Origin of the sequence: Paenibacillus sp. FSL P4-0113 (assembly GCF_038009305.1) — a bacterium.
In the GTDB taxonomy this organism is placed as follows: domain Bacteria; phylum Bacillota; class Bacilli; order Paenibacillales; family Paenibacillaceae; genus Paenibacillus; species Paenibacillus polymyxa_D.
In genome coordinates this window covers 2724062-2746321 of sequence record NZ_JBBPAZ010000001.1, presented here as the reverse complement: position 1 = coordinate 2746321, position 22260 = coordinate 2724062, and the positions used below count along the sequence as shown (strand labels likewise).

The 22260-nt window shown below is 43.8% G+C and carries 17 protein-coding genes; 14 read left to right on the top strand and 3 right to left on the bottom strand.

Features of this window, described 5'->3' with window-relative positions; all coding sequences use genetic code 11:
• The first annotated feature begins 158 nt into the window (after window positions 1-158).
• The 4 genes from MKX46_RS11745 to MKX46_RS11730 all read left to right on the top strand — a co-directional run bounded on the left by MKX46_RS11745 (window position 159) and on the right by MKX46_RS11730 (window position 4754).
• The gene (locus MKX46_RS11745) at window positions 159-1484 is read left to right on the top strand and encodes an ABC transporter substrate-binding protein (RefSeq protein ID WP_029519359.1); all 1326 of its coding nucleotides are present in this window, start codon (window positions 159-161) and stop codon (window positions 1482-1484) included.
• Window positions 1485-1543: 59 nt separating this feature from the next.
• Window positions 1544-2428, top strand: coding sequence for a carbohydrate ABC transporter permease (locus tag MKX46_RS11740; RefSeq protein WP_029519358.1), 885 nt, complete (start codon window positions 1544-1546; stop codon window positions 2426-2428).
• Window positions 2428-3255, top strand: coding sequence for a carbohydrate ABC transporter permease (locus tag MKX46_RS11735; RefSeq protein WP_029519357.1), 828 nt, complete (start codon window positions 2428-2430; stop codon window positions 3253-3255). The genes MKX46_RS11740 and MKX46_RS11735 overlap by 1 nt, the downstream gene beginning before the upstream one ends.
• An 83-nt stretch (window positions 3256-3338) precedes the next feature.
• The gene (locus MKX46_RS11730) at window positions 3339-4754 is read left to right on the top strand and encodes a glycoside hydrolase family 32 protein (protein ID WP_029519355.1); all 1416 of its coding nucleotides are present in this window, start codon (window positions 3339-3341) and stop codon (window positions 4752-4754) included.
• Between the two features lie 75 nt (window positions 4755-4829).
• Here the strand turns inward: MKX46_RS11730 and MKX46_RS11725 are convergent, their stop codons facing one another.
• Complete coding sequence (locus MKX46_RS11725) at window positions 4830-6017, bottom strand: macrolide family glycosyltransferase (protein ID WP_029519354.1); 1188 nt, start codon at window positions 6015-6017, stop codon at window positions 4830-4832.
• A 199-nt stretch (window positions 6018-6216) separates the two neighbouring features.
• Between MKX46_RS11725 and MKX46_RS11720 the strand changes: the two genes are divergently transcribed.
• From MKX46_RS11720 to MKX46_RS11685, 8 genes are all read left to right on the top strand, one after another.
• Window positions 6217-6411 carry an H-type small acid-soluble spore protein gene (locus MKX46_RS11720; RefSeq protein WP_016820419.1) on the top strand — a complete coding sequence of 65 codons (195 nt, stop codon included), beginning with the start codon at window positions 6217-6219 and terminating at the stop codon, window positions 6409-6411.
• Between the two features lie 18 nt (window positions 6412-6429).
• The gene (locus tag MKX46_RS11715; protein WP_013373210.1) at window positions 6430-6600 is read left to right on the top strand and encodes a hypothetical protein; all 171 of its coding nucleotides are present in this window, start codon (window positions 6430-6432) and stop codon (window positions 6598-6600) included.
• 252 nt (window positions 6601-6852) lie between these two features.
• The gene (locus tag MKX46_RS11710; RefSeq protein ID WP_029519353.1) at window positions 6853-8091 is read left to right on the top strand and encodes a sensor histidine kinase; all 1239 of its coding nucleotides are present in this window, start codon (window positions 6853-6855) and stop codon (window positions 8089-8091) included.
• Window positions 8088-8738 (top strand): response regulator, encoded by a 651-nt coding sequence (locus MKX46_RS11705; RefSeq protein WP_069011601.1) that lies wholly within the window; start codon window positions 8088-8090, stop codon window positions 8736-8738. Before MKX46_RS11710 ends, MKX46_RS11705 begins: the two co-directional genes overlap by 4 nt.
• Window positions 8739-8910: 172 nt before the next feature.
• Complete coding sequence (locus MKX46_RS11700; protein WP_069011600.1) at window positions 8911-10332, top strand: efflux RND transporter periplasmic adaptor subunit; 1422 nt, start codon at window positions 8911-8913, stop codon at window positions 10330-10332.
• Window positions 10329-13439 (top strand): efflux RND transporter permease subunit, encoded by a 3111-nt coding sequence (locus MKX46_RS11695; protein ID WP_069011599.1) that lies wholly within the window; start codon window positions 10329-10331, stop codon window positions 13437-13439. Before MKX46_RS11700 ends, MKX46_RS11695 begins: the two co-directional genes overlap by 4 nt.
• Before the next feature lie 126 nt (window positions 13440-13565).
• Window positions 13566-14027, top strand: a complete 462-nt coding sequence (locus tag MKX46_RS11690; protein ID WP_029519349.1) for a MarR family winged helix-turn-helix transcriptional regulator — start codon at window positions 13566-13568, stop codon at window positions 14025-14027.
• Window positions 14014-15051, top strand: a complete 1038-nt coding sequence (locus tag MKX46_RS11685; protein WP_029519348.1) for a threonine aldolase family protein — start codon at window positions 14014-14016, stop codon at window positions 15049-15051. Before MKX46_RS11690 ends, MKX46_RS11685 begins: the two co-directional genes overlap by 14 nt.
• A gap of 222 nt (window positions 15052-15273) precedes the next feature.
• On the opposite strand, the gene MKX46_RS11680 is transcribed toward MKX46_RS11685, so the two are convergent.
• Entirely contained in the window at window positions 15274-16113 is an 840-nt protein-coding gene (locus tag MKX46_RS11680) for a helix-turn-helix transcriptional regulator (protein WP_029519347.1), read from the bottom strand.
• Window positions 16114-16301: 188 nt separating this feature from the next.
• Between MKX46_RS11680 and MKX46_RS11675 the strand changes: the two genes are divergently transcribed.
• Entirely contained in the window at window positions 16302-19610 is a 3309-nt protein-coding gene (locus MKX46_RS11675) for a pectinesterase family protein (RefSeq protein ID WP_341071258.1), read from the top strand.
• Window positions 19611-19801: 191 nt separating this feature from the next.
• The gene (locus tag MKX46_RS11670; RefSeq protein WP_341071257.1) at window positions 19802-21019 is read left to right on the top strand and encodes a macrolide family glycosyltransferase; all 1218 of its coding nucleotides are present in this window, start codon (window positions 19802-19804) and stop codon (window positions 21017-21019) included.
• Between the two features lie 8 nt (window positions 21020-21027).
• Here the strand turns inward: MKX46_RS11670 and MKX46_RS11665 are convergent, their stop codons facing one another.
• A complete protein-coding gene (locus MKX46_RS11665) occupies window positions 21028-22254 on the bottom strand; it encodes a sugar efflux transporter (protein WP_340956942.1) in 1227 nt (408 codons plus the stop codon).
• Window positions 22255-22260: the final 6 nt, after the last annotated feature.

The following is a 22260-nucleotide window of genomic DNA, read 5'->3' as shown; positions in this document are numbered from 1 at the left end:
ATCTGTTCCTCTAACAAGGGGAACAGATTTTTTTTAGTACAAGTTAAAAATTCAACATGTCAAACGATTGACACAAGTTAAACCTTTGACATATAATCCGTTTGTAAGCGTTTTATTTAAGTGTTCAGAGCCATTATATAAATAAGGGGATGACAACAGTGAGTAAATTCAAAAGAGTTCAATGGATGGTAATGCTGCTTCTTTTAGTTATGGTGGTGTCTGCATGTGGTGGCTCCGGTGGAGAAGGTAATTCGGCTTCTGGAGGGGGATCAGGGGATTCGAAAAATGTGAAGATTACGCTTTTGAACTCCAAAGGCGAAATCCTTCCACAGCTGGAGGAAGCCGCTAAGGCCTTCCAGAAAGACAATCCGGGTATTACTGTTGAAATCCAGCCGGTTCCGACTGGTGGGTCGCCTTTTGAGCGTGCCTCCGCTTTGTACGCATCCGGAAACCCGCCGACCATGATCATGCTAGATACAGGTGATGTGGAGAAGTTCAAGGACCGTATCCTCGATCTGAGCGGAGAAAAGTGGAATAAGGACACAGTTGAAAACGCTACCACAGCTACGACGGTTGACGGCAAAAATTATGCGTTTCCGCTGGCTGTTGAAGGCTACGGATTCATTTACAACAAAGCCGTTGTAGATAAAGCGGTAGGCGGAAGCTTTGATCCTACCACAATTAAAACCCGAAATGACCTTGAAAAACTGTTTCAGCAAATTGAGGCATCTGGTAAGAAAGCATTGGTGATTTCACCAATGGACTGGTCTCTGGGCGCTCATTATTTGCCTCTTGCTTATGCAGGCCAGAACAAAGACATGGCTGAAGTGGACAAATTCATGGCGTCACTAAAAACGGGCCAGGCTAGCTTGGCTAATAATCCTGTATTTAACGGACTTATGGATACATTCGACCTCATGATGAAATACAACATCGATCAGGCTTCTCCGCTAGCAGGAGCTTATGAACGCGGACCGGAGCTGCTCGGCAAAGGTGAAGTTGGCATTTGGTTCATGGGCAACTGGGCATGGCCGCAAATCAACAGTTTTGATACGGCTAACAAAGAATATGGTTTCTTGCCTGTACCCATCAGTAACAATGCCGATGACTACGGCAATCAGGAGATTTCGTCCGCTGTATCCAAGCGCATTGTTATTGACAAGGAGAAGACTACTCCGGAACAGCAAGATGCGGCGAAGAAGTTCCTGAACTGGATCGTATATGATGAGAAAGGCCAGGATTTCCTCGTGAACCAAGCGAACATTATCCCGGCGTTCAAAAATATTACACTGCCTGCGGCCGACCCGCTTGGCAAGTCCATCCAGGATTATATTGCAAAAGGCAAGTCAGAGCAGTCGATGAGCATGCTGCCTGCGGACCACTGGTCTAAGACAGGATCTTCCATGCAAAAGTATCTGGCGAAACAGGGAGATCGTGCAACACTGGTTAAAGAAATCGAAAACTACTGGAAAACCGTTAAATAAGGTTGTTTTCAAATTACCTGGAATAGAGAGAGAAACCCGAAACAAAGGAAGGGATCATCATGATTACGGAAAAAGGAGTATGGAACCGGCTGCGGACGCGGCTACTGTTTACGGGCCCAACCTTGTTTGCCTTCATAACGGTAATGATTATTCCATTTTTGTATGGCATCTATCTGACGTTCACAAACTGGGATGGTATTTCCACCACACTATCGCTGGTAGGCATCCAAAACTATCTGGCTGTTTTTAGAGATATCGAGTTTTGGAAGTCATTCGGCTTGACGCTCAAGTATGTGTTTTATACCGTTGTTCTTATCAATGTGATCGCTTTTATGCTGGCTTATGTGCTGACTAAAGGGTTAAAAGGGCAGAGTATTTTCCGGGCAGGATTTTTCCTGCCCAACCTTGTCGGGGGCATTGTACTCGGTTTTATCTGGCAGTTTATATTCAACAACGTGCTTGTCTATTTGGGACAACATGCCAGTATACAGTCGCTCAGCACGACTTGGCTGGCTGATCCCGACAAAGCGTTCTGGGCACTCGTGATTGTAACGGTGTGGCAGAACGCGGGTTACATGATGGTCATTTACATCGCGGGATTGACGGGTGTGCCGAATGATATTATGGAGGCCGCAAGCATTGATGGGGCAAACAGCTGGACCAGACTGCGGAAAATGGTATTGCCCTTGATGGTTCCTTCTTTCATCGTATGTATATTTTTGTCCCTGCAACGCGGATTTATGGTCTATGACGTGAACCTTGCGCTCACGAAAGGTGGGCCGTTCAGCAGTACTCAAATGGTGTCGATGCATGTGTATGAAAAGGCATTCCTTTCCCGTGATTATGGTGTGGGGCAAGCAGAAGCATTCGTGTTGTTCCTGATGGTTGCTCTCATCACTCTGCTTCAGGTTTATTTTAGTAAGAAGTTGGAGGTGGAGGCGTAATGACAAGAAAAAGAGTTGCTTCCTCCGTAATCAAATTCATTGTGCTGACAGTCATACTCATATTGTTCATCGTACCGTTCGTCTTTCTGCTGATCAATTCGTTCAAAGAAAACATGGCCATCACCTCAAATCCGTTATCGCTTCCAGAGAGCTTCAGTATGGTCAATTATATGAATGCATTTGATAAAATGAATTACATCGCTGCCTTCACCAACTCATTGGTCATAACGGTGTTAAGCGTTCTGTTTATATCGCTGTTTGCGGCGATGACGGCTCATTATTTTGTCAGAAACAACACCAAGTTCAACCAATATACATTTATGCTGATGGTTGCATCCATGATCATTCCATTCCAGGCTATCATGATTCCATTGGTGAAAATCTACGGGTCACTTGATCTGCTGAACAGTAAGTGGTCGCTGATTTATATGTATATCGGTTTTGGTAGCTCGCTGGCCGTCTTCATTTATCATGGTTTCGTAAAGAGTATTCCAAAAGAACTGGAGGAAGCGGCGCTAATTGACGGCTGCACGCGGGTTCAAACATTCTTCCGGATCGTGTTTCCGGTACTGATGCCCACGACTGCCACCATTTCCATTCTCAATGTGCTGTGGATCTGGAATGATTTTCTGCTGCCTTCCCTCATTCTGGTCGATCCGGAGCAAAGGACACTTCCGTTGTCCACGTATAACTTTTATGGAACCTATACAGTGGATTATGGTCCATTGATGGCAAGTTTGGTACTGACGATATTTCCGATCATTATCATCTATCTGTTCGCCCAGAAGTATATTATTCAGGGTGTTATGCAAGGTTCGATTAAATAATTGTAGGAGTAGGATGCCTTATCAAACAGACTAGAACGTATACGAGAGAGCGTGCAGATCAATTTATTTCCCAATCGAAGCATATGCTTCGGCCGGATTATCGGCTGAACTACCATTTAATGGCTGAATTCGGCTGGATGAATGATCCGAACGGCTTCATTCAATATAACGGGCAGTATCACTTGTTCTATCAACATTACCCGTATAAATCAGTATGGGGACCGATGCACTGGGGACATGCAGTCAGCCGCGATCTTATGAAGTGGGATTATCTACCGGTCGCTTTGGCACCGGACGGCGAGTTCGACCAGGATGGCTGCTTCTCTGGCAGTGCGATAGAGCAGGACGGGAAGCTTGTCCTGATGTATACCGGACATGTTGTAACCGGGCCTGACAAGGATCAGGATTACAAGCAGTCACAAGGGATTGCAGTATCGGAGGACGGGGTGACATTCGAAAAGTGGGAGGGCAATCCGGTCATCGGTTATGACGCCGTACCGGACACGATCAGCCGTAAAGACTTCCGTGACCCTAAGGTGTTCAGGCACGAAGATCAATATTACGCCGTTCTTGGTTCTAATGATGCCCAAGGGAACGGACTTGTACTGCTTTATCGTTCTGAAGACCTGAAAAGCTGGACGTATGTCAATGTACTAGCCGTGAGTGACGGACGTTTCGGCGATAATTGGGAGTGTCCGGATTTGTTCCCGCTTGGCGGTCGGCACGTATTTATGCTGTCTCCACAGCGCATGCCCCCTCAGGGAGAAGCATACCGCAATCTGCATTCCACCATGTACGGTATAGGTGATTTCAATGCGGAGGCTGGAACATTTACGGCAGAGCGGTATGCTCAGGTAGATCACGGATTCGATTTCTATGCCCCGCAGTCAACCTTGGATGATAAAGGGCGGCGAATCGTCATCGGATGGATGGATATGTGGGAGTCGGAGATGCCGACCCAGCAAGGGCACCATTGGGCGGGTGCAATGAGTCTTCCGCGGGAAGCGGTTATCGACCACGACAGATTGCTGTTCCGTCCGCTTGAAGAGGTGGAAAATTACCGATCCAATCTGTTCGAACAGCGGGATATCTTGCTGACAGGCGAGCAGATCATGGAAACGTTCGGAGATAGCTACGAACTGAAGGCGGTATTTGAGTTCGAAGCCAGTAACACCAATGAATTCGGCTTGAAGCTGCGAGTGGGCGACGAAGAGGAGACTGTACTCTCGTATCGTCCCGATGACGGTCTGTTCCGTTTTAACCGTGAGCGTGCAGGTATAGGCCCGGGCGGAGAGAGAAGAGTGCCTTTAAACTTAAACGAGGGCCGTCTGGAGCTTCGGATTTTTGTCGATAAAAGCTCGGTGGAAATATTCATCGGCGACGGTGAATACGTCCTCACAGGAAGAGTGTATCCGGGAGCAGAATCTACAGGCATTCGAGCGTTCACGAGCGGAAAGTGTACGATGGCTTCGTTTCAGAAGTGGGATATCTCCACATAGAAATGCATGATAAACAGGAACCCGACCCTTGATGGTCAGGGCTCCTGTTTTTTTGTAGAATTGTAATCGTGTGATTTACACAAGCTTATTTTGAAGATAGGCATCAATTTTTGCGAGGGCTTCTTCTGTACCGCCAGATTGCTGGAAGCTATCATTTATTTTTTGTACGCCCTCTTTATACGTTGCGTTCGACAGTACCTCATGTACGGCATCTCTTAACGATTGTACATTGATGTGGTCTTTGGTTATGCGATAGCCAGCTTGAAGTTCTGTTAACCGCTGCGCGACCATGGGCTGATCCTTGTCCTGCGGCAGTACAACCAAGGGTACGTTAAAGTGAATTCCTTCATTTACACTATTCATTCCACCATGAGTAATAAACACATCTGAATGACGTAATACCTCCAATTGGGGAACATAGGGCGAGATGATAAAGTGCTCTGGCGCCGGATTGATTTTCGTAAAGTCAGCTTTCTCGCCAGCTGCAATCACGACGATACCTTCAAAATCGGAAAAAGCTTCAATACAGGTGTTAAAAAAGTCTTCAGTATGGTCCAGAACAGTTCCCATCGAAATATACAAAACCTTTTTATCCTCTAGTCTGTCCAGTGGAAATGAATTTTCCCCTTTACGTTCTGGAAAGCTGGGACCAATAAAGAGATTCTCGTCACCATACTGTTCACCGTCTGGTTGGAAATATCGACTGGTATATACAACATTCAAAGCCCCTGTATTGCTCATAAATTGAACCATATTTTCGGGAGCAACACCGAACCTTTCTTTCATGAGCTGCAGTGAGGTCGTGGCATGTTCATCAAGTTGAAACGGCTCTTTTTCATTAAAGCGAAAGAGATTGGTAGCCATCCGATTCTGTGAAATCAGAAAAGATGGGGAGGAAGCAATACCAGGGATTTTCAAATAGTCTCTAACTAACTCGCCAGCTCCGAATCTATCATAGAATACAAAGTCAAAATCAATGCTTTTAGACAGTTGCTGAGTAATTGCTAATATGTCCAGCGAAGTCTGAATATGAATTTTCATAAATGCACTCAACCCATCCGGAGTATTGGAATCAATAGAAGCGGTCCTGACCAGATCAGAATGCAGGTGAACCTTCGCTCCAACTGCTTCGAGTCTGTCCTTGTATTTCTCAGTTGTAATGTAATGTACTTGGTCCCCTCGTGCTGCAAAGGCTTGCGTCATCCCAATCGTAGGGTTCACATGTCCTTCTGCCGGAAAGTTAACCATTAATATGTTTAACATTCATCATTACTCCTTTTCTCTACAATTAAGATTGCAGTTTTCACTGAATCTCTCAATCCATAATAACAATAATATTTATTTTTTCAAATGATATCCTTTCAAGATCGTGAAACACATGTTGGCATGAAATATGTATAACAAATATTTACCTCGTGCATAGTAAGGGGGAACTCTACTTAGCAAGGGAGGTTTTTTCTAAGTGAATGTTCAAAGAGCGCAAGAAATAGCGTCTTCTTCCATAATGGCGAATGTGTTGTGTGATGGGCTACCCATTTATATTCAGCATGTGAATGAACAGCGTGAGACGGCACGGATCTATGCGCTGAACAACCCGGAAGAAGAACGGGAAGTACCTTTGTACGCGTTAACAGAACGAGATCAGACCCTTGAATAGAAAGGAGCGACGTGAAAAATGAAACCGAACCAACAGAAAGAGATTGAGGCAGATCGTTTGAACTTTCGTGATCAGACGGATGATGTGGTCAGAGAAGTACCGGCCACAACGGATGCCAGCGAAGCTGTTGCAGCAATGACTTCACATATCAATAAATACGATGTACCAGATGAGTTGGAAGAAGAATAGTAAGTGGTCAAGCGCGCACAGGATAACCTGCTGCGTGCTTTTTATATGACGCATAACTTGGATGGTATCAAACAAAAAGTATTCAATGCCCAAACGTACAAGTGAAGCTGCCCATGTGTACGTTTTTTTCTTTTCGTTTTTTTGTAAAATAATATATAAATGATTTCTGTTCAAACTAAATGGACTAGGCCGTCATAGTGCCATTATCTCTATTAAGTCGAAAAGCCGAATTTAGAATTGTAGGAGGGAATTATGAACGATGAATTCAATGTACAGGTCCAGAATGTAGATCCGGAAATAAGTGAAAGTGAAGGTGAATTTGAGAAGAAAGATATTTCAAAAGTATTAACTATAATATGGATTTTTATAATTTATAGTGAGTCTGTCATTCTTCAACATTTGTCTAGTGGTCTAAATCTGCTGCAAAGTGTCTTATTTACTGTAATCGTCATATTACACATCCTCTTGTACTTGCATGCTCAAAGAGTTGCAAAATATTTTTCATGGGCTTATTTTGTTGTGCAAGGGGGATTGATCTTTTCAAGTGCATTTCTTCTACCTGACAGTTTCTCCATTGTGCTGGTTGGGTTAATGCCAATTTTGGTGGGTCAGAGTATAGGTATTTATTACAAGCCGCTTAAGGTCATTCTTGTATTTTTGATCTCTTATGTACTTTTTTGTGTGGCTGTGGTCTGGCATAATGATGGCAGGCAATTTGTATTGTTCATCCCGCTATTTTTTCTAATTGCAGTTGTTATAGTAGCTTATGCCATTCTTTTTCTCAAACAAGTTCAAGCACGAATCCGAACGCAAAACGTTCTTAAAGAACTTGAAATCGCACATCAAAAGGTCGAAGAACTTACAATTGCTAACGAAAGACAACGTATGGCCCGTGATCTTCATGACACGCTGGCGCAGGGGCTTGCTGGGCTAATCATGCAACTTGAAGCCATTGATGCCCATCTGACAAAGGGAAGTACGCAAAGAGCTCAGGAGATCGTCCAACAATCGATGTCACAAGTGCGAAGAACATTGTCTGATTCAAGGCGAGCTATAGACAATCTGCGTTCGAAAACCATCTCGGAAGTTGATTTTGCAGAAGCCGTTGAGGAAGAAATACAGCGATTTACAATGGCTACGAGCATTCGTGTAATCCGCAACATCAAAATTAAAGCTTCGGTTCCCAGACTGGTGTTCGAACATGGATTGTTTATTATAAGCGAGTGTTTAACCAACGTAGCGAAGCATTCACATGCGAATACTGTATGGATAAGTATTTTGGATAACGAAGGCAAGATTGAAATCGAGATTCGTGATGATGGAAAAGGATTTGATACGGATATTATTGCCAAGCAAACAGGGCATTACGGAATAATAGGTATACATGAACGTGTACGGATGCTGGGTGGAAAAATCAATATCAGCAGTATATTTCAAGAAGGTACGGCTATAAAAATAGAGGCGCCTCTTACTAAAGGAGACCTATTATGAAATACAAGATTTTAATCGTCGATGATCATTGGGTAGTTAGAGAAGGATTAAAGCTGGTGCTGGAGACCCATGACAGCTATGAAGTGATTGGTGAGGCTGGAGAAGGTGTAACGGCTCTTAAATTGATCGAAGAACTTCAGCCGGATGTCATCCTGTTGGATTTATATATGCCACAAATGAGTGGTTTGGAAACCATGAAGGCCCTCAGAGAAAAACAAAATGAAACGCCAGTCATTATCCTGACGACCTATAACGAAGATGATTTAATGATTAAAGGACTCTCTTTGGGAGCAAAAGGATATTTGTTGAAAGATACCAGTCGGGAAAACCTATTTCGCACGATTGAGTCTGCGCTAAGGGGTGAAACGCTGCTTCAGCCAGAAATAACAGCAAGGGTATTTGCTGCCACGAATAAGAGAGAAGCTGAGGCAAAGTCACATGAAAGAAACTTAGTTCTGACTGATAAGGAAAGACATATATTAAAGTCTGTTGCACATGGTTTTAAAAGTAAGGAAATTGCGTTTGATATGGGAATTTCCGAGCGTACCGTAAAGGCACATTTAACGAATATTTATAACAAGCTTGGTGTTGATTCCAGATCTGAAGCCGTTGCTGTTTCGTTGGAACGTGGTATTTTACAGCTTTAGAAATAATAACTGAAAATATGTTATTTATTTGCCCAGTCGTACATAAGGTGCTTGCCCCTTTGTACGATTTTTTTGTTTGTTCATTGTTATAACATGAAAAAAGGATGAAAAAGTTTACTTGACCCACGGGTTGCTGATAGCACCTTTAGAAGAGAGAATCAGGGAGGATGACATGAAGTTGAAGAAAAAAGGAATTAGGATAATGATTGCAGGGATTGCATTAGCTATCGTAGCTTCCGGTTGCTCCAGTGCAACGGAGAACTCTGTAACAGAAGCCAGTCACCCGGTAAAAGTGGAGAAACTTGCAATGAAACCTTTGGCCAATGATTTTAATTTGGCGGGTACATTGCAGGCAAGTAATGAGGCCAATGTTTCCTTTGAAGCGGATGGACGTATATTGAGCACTATGGTTGAGGTTGGGGATTCAGTAGAAAAAGGGAGTGTCCTTGCGAAGCTAGATACATCCAATTACCAGTTGCAGCTGGATCGGGCAAAGGCAACCATGGAAAAGGCAAAGGCTGGTGTTAGCCAAGCGGAGGCTTCTGTCCAATCGGCACAAGCGGGCATCCATAGTTCGCAATCCCAGGTCAATGCGGCCCAATCGAAATTGCAGGAATTGAACAATGGCGCCAAAAAGCAGGAGATAGCACAGTCTCAAAATGCGGTTACTGTAGCAACTAATAATTATAACAAGAAGAAAGCGGATGCCGCACGCTCCCAAAGTCTATTCCAGGCAGGTGCGGTATCTTTAACGGAAAATGAGAATGCGCAGCTGGAATTAGCAAACGCACAAAAAAGCTTAAGTGATGCGCAAGAGAAATTGTCTCTTTTGCTTGCAGGGGCATCCCAGGAACAGCGTGCACAAGCTTCGGCCGGCGTAGATCAGGCCAGAGCAGGGCTGGAATCGGCTAGGGCTACTATACAACAAGGGCTAGCCAGTAAAGCTCAGGCACAGGCTACCTATGAGGATGCATTGGCTGCTTATGAACAGTCATCCTTGTCACTGAAAAAAGCGACTTTAACCTCCCCGATCACTGGTGTTGTGATTGAAAAAAAGATATCTGATGGTCAACTGGGCTCCAGTGGAAGTGAGGCATTTGTTGTCGGAAATATCAAGACTTTAAAAGTACTCCTCCCCGTACCAGACAGTGAAATCTTATCGTGGAAGAAAAACCAAAAAGTTAATATCTCTCTCTACGATGAAATGAGAACAGGAACCGTCACCCAGATCTATCCATCGACGAACTCCAAAACGGGAAGCATCAATGTGGAAGTTAGCATTCCCAATCCCGAACTGAATTGGAAACCTGGTCAAGTCATCAGCGCATCTAAAAGCATAAATCAAAACGAAGCGCTTTTAGTGCCCGTAGAGGCCGTAATTAGTACGGGAAATGATCCTTATGTCTTTAAAGCTGTAAATGGAAAAGCTGTCAAAACACCGATTAAACTGGGGAAAGTGACTAATAATCAGCTCGAAGTGGTCTCTGGGCTACAGGCAGGCGATCAAATCGTTACGCAAGGAGCAGGAACCTTATTTAATGGTGATTTACTTGGGAATGGTGTACCTGGGAAATCGGAGGAGTCGTCCGAATGATTAAATATATCGTTAAAAAGCAAAAAATTACACTCATTTTCTTCGCCATGTGCATTGTGCTAGGGCTCTACAATTTTACATCGTTACCTAAACAGGAGCAGCCTGATGTTATTCCCTTGTCAGCCAGTGTTACAACCATCTATCCAGGCGCTTCACCCGAAAGAATCGAGCAAACCATTACTAAGGTCATGGAACAGAAAATTAAAGCCGTACAAGGTGTCAAAACGATTTCTTCCACTTCATCTAAAGGACAATCTAGTATAATGATAGATGCTTTTGAAGATGCGGACCCGACAAAGGTGTGGGCTGATCTTCGTACAAAGGTACAGGATGCACAGTCTGAGCTTCCAGCAGATGCGATGCAGCCCATTATTAATGATAGCATGACAAGCTCTTTCATTGGTTCATACGCGATTACTTCTGATAAAAGTGAGAATTTATACGCGTTAAATGAATTGATGAACAAATGGAAAGATCAATTAAAAACGGTCTCGGGTGTTTCGCAAGTTAATATTCAAGGAATACCAGATCAAGAAGTACGAATTAGTTTAGACACACAAAAGATGCAACAATATAACATCTCCTGGGAGCAGGTTGTTCAAGCAATCAAAAATGAGAATGAAAGAGTTCCTACAGGAAGTATGGATTTCAATGAGCGTACTTATCAGCTGACGGTAAATGCCTCTACCGATCCATCCATTCTAAATAACGTCCAGATTTCAAGCAATGACGATGGATTCCCGATATCTCTGAAGGATGTAGGGACAGCCTCACTTGTTTTTAAAAAAGCGACTAGTTATACGTATGTGAATAACAAGCCTGCTATTTCGATCAGTGTGAGCGGAGATACAGGCACAGACGTGCCAACGGTATCTAAGGCGACTACAGCCAAAATCAATGAACTTGTGAGCGGTTTGCCGAAGAATGTACATTTTGAGCTACTTTTTGCGCAAAATGATCGAGTCGATGAAATGTTTGGAAACCTGACCAAAGAGATGATCATCGCTATTATATCGGTCATTGTTATATGTACATTAGGTTTAAATTTGCTGACTTCTGCATTTGTGGCCTTGGCCATTCCTGTTTCCATCGCCATCGGCTTTATTTTCTTACCCACAACAGGAATCACGCTGAATCAAATTTCAGTCATCGGATTAATTATCGTATTAGGGATATTGGTTGATGATGCCGTCGTGGTCAATGACAACATTGAACGCCGACGCTCTGAATTTGGGGAAGATGCTACGGAGGCGGCCATTAAAGGGACGAAAGAGGTATCCTTATCGATCATTACAGCTACGCTAGCTACGGTTGCGGCATTTGCCCCGCTTTTATTCCTGCCGGGCACTATTGGTGACTTTATTAAACCGATACCTACCGTTATTTCGTTAACGATGCTGGCTTCCATGATTATGTCGTTAACAATTATTCCTATTTTCCGTCAATGGTACGATCAACGTCGTAAAGGAAAAGAGAGTAGTAAAACAGTTAAGCCACCTGGACTTCTGGGGAATCAAATACAATCTCTATCCAATGTGTATTCTAAAAACTGGATGCCTAGAATACTGCGACGTCCACTGTTAACAGCGCTTATTGGTCTTATGATGGGTACAGCAGCTTATGGACTACTTGCTGTTGTTCCCATTGAATTATTTCCGGATTCCGATCAAGCGGATGCCACGATTAGCGTAACGATGCCAGAAGGAACGTCGTTGCAGGCAACCAATCAAGTTGTAAACGAGATTGGGAGCTGGGTCAAAAAACAGCCAGAAACAGAGCGGCTGGCGGCAACGGCAGGTGGAGGAGCGCCTCAGCTGTATAGTGATGTTGCAGGCGGTCATGGTTCTGGGGGAGCGGTCAACGGCCAAATTGCTGTCGTTGGAAAAGAGGGGCTATTTGATCTCAAAAAAACAGTAGATAACTGGACCCATACGCTACAAGCTAAATATCCATCTGCATTAATCAGCATTCGTGTTCCCCAATTAGGTATTCCGGTCGGCAGTGCGGTGTCTATCCGTATTAAAGGAGAAGACATTGATAAGCTGCAAAACATGACAACTAAAGTCAAAGAAATGGTTGCGGGGACACCCGGAGCTGTAGATGTGACCGATAATATGGGTATGCAAAGCTATAATCTGAATTTCCAAATCAATCAGCAAGCCTTGGATAAATATCAGGTTAGCTATTCCGATTTAACGCGTACTTTGCTATTAATGGGTGACGGGGTGAATGTAACGGATTTTGATACGGGTAAGGAATTGCTTGATGTCAATATATACATGAACAAACCAAACCAAGATCCTGAGGTATTATTCCAACAATTAAGTGTGAACAATGCGGCACGGGAGCAAATACCTTTATCCCAATTAGCCACGATGAAACCGGACTTTTCCATCCAACAAATCCACCGTTATGATCTGGAACGGACGGTAACGATCTCAGCCAATGGAAATGGGCGTACGGCTACAGAACTCACTAATGATATCCGTAGCAAACTTACAAATACCCAGTTTGAACCAGGCTACACCTGGGAGATGGGAGGGGAAACATCTGCGCAGTCTGATATGTTTAAGGACTTGGGCAAATTAGCTGTTATTGTTATTTTCCTTATTCTCCTCTTGATCACCATGCAGTTTTACTCGGTGTCCACACCGCTCATTATTATGACTACTGTTTATCTGGCAGCGGCAGGGGGAATCCTTGGAAGTTTTATTTCAGGGATGCCCATTGGATTCATGAGTATTATGGGGATCATTTCACTTGCTGGTATCGTCGTGCGTAACGGTATCGTGCTGATAGAGTTTATTGAAGATGCGCGGCGTGAAGGCGCTGATTTAACAGACGCCATTCTAATGGCATGCTCTGCCCGTTTCCGTCCGATCTTGCTTACTTCGCTAACTGCCATTGTGGGTATGATTCCTATTGCCACAATCGGGGAGATCTTGTTCAAACCGTTGGCAACAACCATTATTTTCGGACTGATTTTTTCAACTATTTTAACATTGTTTGTAGTTCCGACGCTGTATATGGTCGTAGCTCATCTGAAGCTGAAACGGAAGCATAAGAAGCAAAAGGCTATAAATAGCGATAGTTCATTGACCTTGTAGGTAAATATATAATACAGGATCGTACATTAGGCGAGAGTCTTAATGTACGTTTTTTTTATTTCATTGACATAGTCCACAAAAATCTTTACTATAATTGTTGCAAAAGTCCACTAAATAGGGGGAGTTATGGTCAATATAGATGCTAATATCATAGCGGATATGAGGCGTTTTAATCGGTTCTATACGAATATACTGGGTGTTTTGGATAGACATGTGCTGGATAGCGGATATTCCTTTACCGAGGCCCGTGTCATTATAGAGATCGGGTTGATCGAGCCATGTATAGCGAATACTTTAGTCGAATCTCTTAAAATTGATCGCAGCTATATGAGTAGGATCATTGCTAAATTTTGCAAAGAGGGCTTTCTTGTTAAGGAAAATTCAACGTTGGATAATAGAACAAATCTGATTCGTTTGACTCCTAAAGGAAAGGCGTTCTTTAACCAACTGAATGAAAGGTCTGATGAACAAATTCTAAAATTAGTTCAAGGACTCTCAGAAGAAGAGATAAAAGAATTACATGCTTCTATGTTGTTAATTCAGAAGAAATTGGATAATTTGGAGAGGATACAGAATGATACGATTTGAATGCGACTATACCGAAGGTGCCCATGAGCGCATATTAAAGCGACTACTGGAGACGAATGATGAACAAACTCCAGGTTATGGTGTGGATGATCATTGTGAAAAAGCTAGAGCATATATTAAAGAAGCATGTGACTCCCCAAATGCGGATGTACACTTTTTGGTTGGAGGTACACAGACCAATACCACTGTTATTTCTTCTATTCTGCGTCCGCATCAAGGCGTCGTTGCGGCAGTGTCGGGACATGTTGCGGTTCATGAAACCGGAGCGATTGAAGCTGTTGGACATAAAATACTTACTTTGCCAAGCGGAGATGGGAAGATCCGGGCCGAGCAGGTACAAGATTTGTATGACGCTCACTGGAATGATGCCGCTCCTGAGCATAGTGTACAGCCCGGGATGGTTTATATTTCCCAACCTACTGAGAATGGAACGATCTATAGCAAAGCAGAGCTGGAAGCATTAAGTAGAGTCTGTCAAGAATGTGGTTTACCACTGTTCATAGATGGAGCCCGATTGGGCTATGGCTTGGTGGCCGAAGATAGCGATGCATCTTTAGCGGATATAGCACAGCTTTGCGATGTGTTTTATATTGGCGGGACAAAAATTGGAGCATTGATGGGAGAAGCCGTAGTCATTCTAAATGATACATTGAAAAAAGATTTCCGATATATGATCAAGCAAAAAGGGGGGCTGCTGGCTAAGGGAAGAATGTTGGGCATTCAATTTGAAACTTTGTTTGAAGACGGTTTATACGTTGAAATCTCCAAACATGCGATAGACATGGCCATGCTGCTTCAAAACGGATTATCTGAGCAAGGTTTTTCTTTTCAATACCGTTCTACAACCAATCAGCAGTTTCCGATTTTACCAGATCGTATACTAAAAGCATTGAGTGAAAAATATACTTACTCCTTTTGGGAAAAGGTTGATGATACACATAGTGCAGTTCGATTCTGTACCAGTTGGGCTACGAAGAAAGAAAATGTTGAATTGCTGATTCAGGATATTAAAGCGTTGCAATAATGGTCATAGAAAGAGTAATTTATAATTTTAAAGATGTAAAATGACTATGTAATAGCCATACTTCGGTGCACGCATTGCAGCGAAGTATGGTTTTTTTGTGCATTTTACTTATTCCAATGCGGCTTGTATTTAGTTCCATGAAAGAGCAAGTGGATATAAAAATGGAAAAACAAGACAAGAGCGGAGGTATAAAATTGGCGTCTAATTCTTTACACTGAATATCTACCGAACCTGCTTGCGGTACTGAAGAGGAGAGAGCCCAGTTATTTTTTTAAAGATTTTATTAAAGTGGGAAGCATGACCGAACCCGACATCCTCTGCAATATGCTGGATTTTGTCTTTGGTGGTTCGAAGTCTGGTTTGGGCCGCCCTGACCCGCACTACGCGGATGTATTCGCTGAAATGAAAACCAGTCAACTTTAGAAAGATACGGCTTAGGTAAGCTGGACTAATGAAAAAGCAGGCAGCCACTTGTTCGAGAGTTAACGGTTCATTGTAATGATCCTGAATAAAAGAAGAAATTTCCGTGATTTTCTGATGCATGGGATGGGAGGAGACAGGTTCACTACGCTCGATCGCTTCCGATCGGTGCACCAGGATCAGCATTTCCAGCAGTAAATGCTGTACGCAACGGTCATGCAGAGGCTGCTTATTCCTGCATTCGGTATTCATCTGTAGGAATAAACGTTCAACTTCCACTTGCTCTCTCGCAGGTAAGCGAAGTAACGCGGATTGCTGGTATGGCGGCAGGTCAAGAATGTCATGATCCTGCTGTGGGAGAAACGTCGGAGAAAAATGAATCAAAATGCGCTCTGTTTCCTGCAATTGCGTACTGGCGGTAGAGTGCAAGTCGTGAGGAAGGATGAATATCAGATCCCCCTTGCGAGCGGTGTATACCTTGCCATTCATAAAATAGATGCGTTCGCCTCGCAGTAAAAGATACAGCTCATAGTTCTCGTGGACATGAGGCCGGGGCATAACTGTGAAACCGGTACGATAGATGTGATGAATGGAGAATTGTTGTTCGCCAATGACATATTTATCTTCTTTCACTTCATTCATGTGCTTCTTCCTTTACAAATTAAGATAAGTAAGCGCATTCATACATCAACAGTATATATGACAACCTGCCAATGATAAAAGCAGAAAAGATTGATGAAAGGAGGTGAAGGCGCTTCTGAACGTCTCGGATCGTGTTTTTATAAAAATATGCGCTGATGTGGAAGAAAATCTTAGGGAGGAAACAGAATATGAGCAAGCAGCGTACGTGGAAAAAGGTGCTATGTAACGTGGTTGTGGGTTCATTGTTGTTGACCTTGTGCCCGCCACTAATCCAAGCGGAGACTGCGGTAGGAACAGAGAACGCAAAGGGGGCAAAAGTGGCGACGGATATTCCGGCGTTTCCGGGGGCTGAGGGTGGCGGTAAATATGTTACCGGTGGACGCGGAGGTGAAGTGTATGAGGTTACCACGCTGGCAGACTACGGCAAAGGGGAGCAGATAATCCCCGGATCTCTTCGCGCAGCGGTCAGCTCCGATAATCGGACGGTCGTATTCCGGGTGGGTGGAACGATTCATCTCAAGGAGCCACTTAAAATCTTGGGAAACAACCTGACGGTTGCGGGTCAGACAGCTCCTGGCGACGGTATAACTGTAAGCGATTACACAACAGGGATTGAAGCAGATAACGTCATTCTCCGTTACCTGCGTTTCCGATTGACCGACCGTTACCCCAGTGAGGATGACGCGTTAGGAGCCAGATACCATAAAAATATAATGATTGATCACTGTTCCTTTAGCTGGTCGGTGGATGAGGTACTGAGCCTGTATGACAACGTCAATACAACGGTACAATGGTCCATTGCGTCCGAAAGTATGCTAATGACTACGCACCAGAAAGGTCGCCACGGCTATGGCGGCATATGGGGTGGACGAAATTCCACCTATCATCATAACTTGTTGGCTCACAATGCAAGCCGTAATCCGCGTTTTCCAACCGATAAAAAACAAATCGACGCTGTGGAAATGACCAATAATGTCATTTATAACTGGGGATTTTTCTCCTCATACGGCGGTGGTGAAGGATCGTATAATGTGCTAAATAACTATTATAAGTATGGCCCTAACACATATGAGGGCGTTCGCGGTCAAATTTTTGTAGACGTGGGTAGTAAAAAATATAAAACACGCATCTTTATTGGTGGTAACTATATGTACGGCAATGACTCGGTTACGAAAGACAACTGGCAGCTTGGCACATCCATTGGGTCCATTATTGATCCGTCCACCCGTTTGGCGGAGCCGATTGAAGTCAGAGGGGAATACGACAACGGAATCTCACCCGATGCGTACGGTCCATATCAAGCGACAGATGCACAAACCGCATATACGGAGGTGCTTGCCGGCTCAGGAGCCACGCTGCCAAGAAGAGATGCGGTGGACGCCCGAATTATGAATGATGTGAAGAATGGAACGGGTGCATTTATTAACTCTCCGCGTGAAGCAGGGTGGATTTATGACGATTCTAACGTAACGACGACGGAGCTTTCTGACAGTGACCATGATGGAATGCCGGATGAATGGGAACGTGCCCATGGGCTGGACCCCAATAATGCAGATGATCGTAACGGTCAGGGGCTTGCCGGCACAGGGGCGTATGCTCATTTTGCCAAGGGTTATACGAATCTGGAGGTCTATTTAAATGATCTTATTGAGAAGCTGTCGAATGGAAATGAGGTGAATAATCCAGAGGCTGTCGTTCAGGTGTCGGATGCAAACGGACGTTCACTAAAGCATAACGATATTTTGGAAGCAGGCCGGGATGCGACCATAACAGCAACAGCCAAGGACAAAGATGGTATTGCTCATGTTGAATTTATCATTGACGGCAAACTCGCTGGAAAAGTAGAGACCGCACCTTATCATCTCGATTGGAATCATGTAACAGACGGTACCCATTATATTATTGTACGGGTGACCGACCGCAAGGGGAATGCTGCATTTTCCAATCCTGTTACCATTCACGTCAATACGACTGCGCCGTCGGGAAGTTGGCTCAGCGAAGAGATTGGCTCTGAGGGCAATGATGGTTATATAAAAGGGCATACTCAGGTCTTAAAAGAAGATGCAAGCGGCAGCAGTATAAGACTGAAGTCAGCGGGAGACGTTGACGGTAAGGCAGATATTTTCCATTATGCTTATCAAAAATGGGAAGGTGACACTGAAATTACAGCCCGTGTGGAACATATTACCCCAGTGGATGATAATGCCGAAGCGGGTGTAATGATTCGTGAATCGCTGAAGCCTGGATCCAAAATGGCTTTTATGTCTTTAGCATTTGTTAAATATGGCAAACAGGGTATTCTTATCAGTCGTGATCAAACGGAGGGTAAGACGAAACGTGCGTCAATGGAGACGTTTATTACAACGCCATATTCGGTTCGTCTGGTACGACAAGGACCAAAGGTTACCGGCTGGGTGTCCGCAGATGGTGTGACGAACTGGGAGAAGGTTGGTGAAACGGTTATAGATGTGCCGGATCATCAACCGCTATTGTTCGGGTTGGCTACTGATGCATCCAAACCACAAAACGATGTATGGAATTACAATACGTCGGAATTCAGCCATGTCACCATCCGCAACCTGACAGACTCAGGAGGAACTCGTCCTACTAGTGTGGTGGTAGCGACCTATGGTCCTGCTGACTTTACATCTCTCCAGGCAGCTATTGACGCAGTCCCTGACGACAGCAATACAAGGACAGTTATCCATCTCAAAAACGGTACGTATCGTGAGAAAATAAAGGTGAATTCCTCTAAGAAAAACCTGAGTATTATCGGAGAAGATCGGGATAAAACGATCATTGCTTTTGATGATACGGCCAAAACCGTGGTGGATGGAAAAGAATTAGGAACAAGCAACAGCTATACCATGCGTGTGCAAAGTCCTGATTTTGTGTTGGAGAATGTCACGGTTGCCAATACAGAAGGAACCGGGCAGGTGCAGGCTGTAGCGTTATATGCCGAAGGCGATCGTGGTAAGTATCACAATGTCAAAATTACCGGCCTACAGGATACGTTGCTTGTGAACCGTGGCAGACAGTATTTCAAGGACAGCTACATCAGTGGCAGTGTAGATTTTATATTTGGCAATGCACCCGCTGTGTTTGATAATTCGATCATACACAGCCTGCGTGCCGGATATGTGACAGCAGCTTCAACAGAAGAGAACAAGCCGGGCTTTGTATTTATTCAATGTCGTCTGACAACAGAAAATGGCTTGACAGGCAAGGTGGATCTCGGACGGCCATGGCGCCCTTACGCTCATGTTACTTTTTTGAAGACCTATATGGATGACCATATCAAGCCGGGCGGCTGGAATAATTGGGGCAAGGAATCCAATGAGCAGACCGCAAGATTTGGAGAGTTTGATAACTTTGGACCAGGTGCAGGAAGTAGCGAACGTGTACCTTGGGCCAAACAGCTTACTGCCGATGAAGCAAGTCAGTACACCGTTGAAGCTGTTCTGGGTGGACCAGATCATTGGGATTGGCGTCTTTAAATTTAATGTTCAGTGGTTAAGCGGGGCAAGCGCTTCTAGCGTTCAGCCTCGCTTATTTCTATCGTTTGAGTAGAGGATACATATTTAATTTTTAGGTATTGAAAATACTTGTTTATATGGTAAATGTTTGCTATGTTTAAAGTGTATTTATTTCAAATTGTAATTTATTTTTGATTTTGGAGGTGTAACGTATGGCACGTGTGTTAGTAGTGATCACGCCTGCTGAAGGCCATGTTAATCCGACACTAGGATTAGTGAAAAGGTTGGTAGACAGTGGGGAGGATGTTGACTATGTGTGTACGGAAGAATATCGTACGAGAATTCAACAGACAGGAGCACAGATGATCACCTACCCTTTTGTGGATGATGCTTTTTCCAAAGACTCTGATTTAAAGCCAGCAGAATACAAACATCATTATCAATTTGTATACATGATGGTAAAAGGTATGATTCTTCCGATTATTCCAGAGGTTTTGAGAGTTATTGAAAACAGAACCTATGATTATTTAATCTATGATTCTTTGATGGGTTGGGGAGGCACGATTATTGCTGAGAAGCTAGGAATCCCTGCTGTGTGCTCTATCGCTTCTTTTGCTTTCGTAGAGCCATTGGGATCGGGGCAAGGCATGAATGACAATGATCCGGAGGTGAAAAAGTTGTACACGGCTACGATGCAAATAACGCATCAACTGGCTAATGAGCTTCAGGTTGACGCTCCGGCTATAGAAGAGATTGCTCCTCATGGCGGACACTTAAGAATCGTTTATACAAGCCGCTATTTTCAACCGCAAGCCGAAAAACTGGATCACAGTTTTATTTTTACAGGTCCTTCTATTGTACCGCGTAAAGATGCTCCTTCCTTCCCGTTCGAACAACTTCGTGTTCTGCATCCACAGGCGGTGTACATTTCAATGGGTACTATTTTGAATAAAGACTTGGAATTTTATAAGCTTTGTTTTGCAGCATTTCGCGATTTGCCTGTGCAGTTTGTGCTGTCTTCAGGCAATTATACAGACATGGAGCCATTGGCCTCGTGTATCCCTGACAATTTTATAATCAAGCCTTATATTCCGCAATTGGAAATGCTTCAGTATGTGGACGCTTTTGTTACACATGCGGGGATGAACAGTACAAGTGAAGCTCTGTATTACAATGTGCCGCAGGTCATGATTCCTTTAACATCGGATCAGCCCATTGTAGCGAGTCGGGTGCGGGAACTGGGAGCGGGTGTTGTTGTGGATAAAAATGAGCTTACACCCGCTAGTTTGAGAGCTGCCTTATTAGAGGTATTGAGTCATCCAACCTATAAAGAACAGGCTCATGTGATCGGCGAATCATTACGCCAGGCTGGTGGGTACAGTCATGCGGCAGATACAATCATGAGCCATTTCTCTACCATAGAAAAATAAGCGGCAGTCTATATACTGTGATTCCTTTCTTTTAAAGTAGCAGATTTTTCAAACTCTAGTTTCTTTGAAATCGCCAGAAGACCAAGGGAGCAGATGATCAGGGCCAAACATACCCAATAGCTGTTTCGGTAACCAATCCATTGAGCGGTTAATCCGCCCATCAAGCTCCCCACCAGTCTTCCGATGGTTGTCGCATTGGAATATAGCGTCGATGCGTACCCTGGAAGAGAGGGCAACAAATCCTGCATGTAACTAATGCCAATGGCAGAAATCACTGCAACAAAGAAGGCTAGAAGAAGCTGCCCCACGAATAGCTGCCACATCTCCGTAGACATAAGGACAAGGAGATAATAGACAACTCCAGTTAATGCTCCTAAAAATATAAGCAAACGGTTGGAGTATTTAGCTGCTAGTACGCCTAACATGAGCATCAAGGGGATTTCTACAATTGCGCAAATACTGGATACTAGAGCAACGTCACTCGTGTCGCCTTGTAAATTGTGAATGATGAACAAGGAAATATTCAAATTATTCATCCAGTGAGACGTATAGAGCAGAGTAAGAACGGAAAAGGGAATCAGAATCTCAATATTTTTATGTAATGTAATGTGATGAAGTGAAAGTTGATTGTTATGTTTAAGTTGAGCGGGAGGCTGCTTGATAAAAAGGAATAGAAGCACAGCAATGAGAACAAAAATAGAGGTCGTTCCCATAAAGATACCCTTAAAGCCCGTATGTGCAATCAAAAAGGAACCAAAAAGCGGCCCGGTAATAAAGCCAAGAGAAAACATAGACCGAAGCGTTGAATTAGCAAAGGCGTGATCCGCAGATTTACTGCGATTTACTGCTTCACGTGCACTGGCAAATAACTGCGGCATCCCAGGAGCACCAATGGCCGTAAAGATCGTCATATAAACAAAAAGCACATAAAAATTTTGGATTACAAGATATCCTGCAAAGGCTACGGCATTAAATAACGTACAAATCACCAAAATTTGTTTGCGATCTAATCCGGTATCAGAACGTTTGGCAATCAGAGAGCTTATCCATATGCCACAAATCAAACTCACCGCTGTAAACACACCAAAGGTTCCTACAGATACGCCAAGTGTACTTGTAAAATATACAGCTAAAAAAGGTGCGCTGATGGATATAGCCATGCCTTGCAATAACATGCAGATCATGAACAATGGGTAGTTAGGTATAACAAAAAGATTTTGAATACGCTTTAGCATTTCATT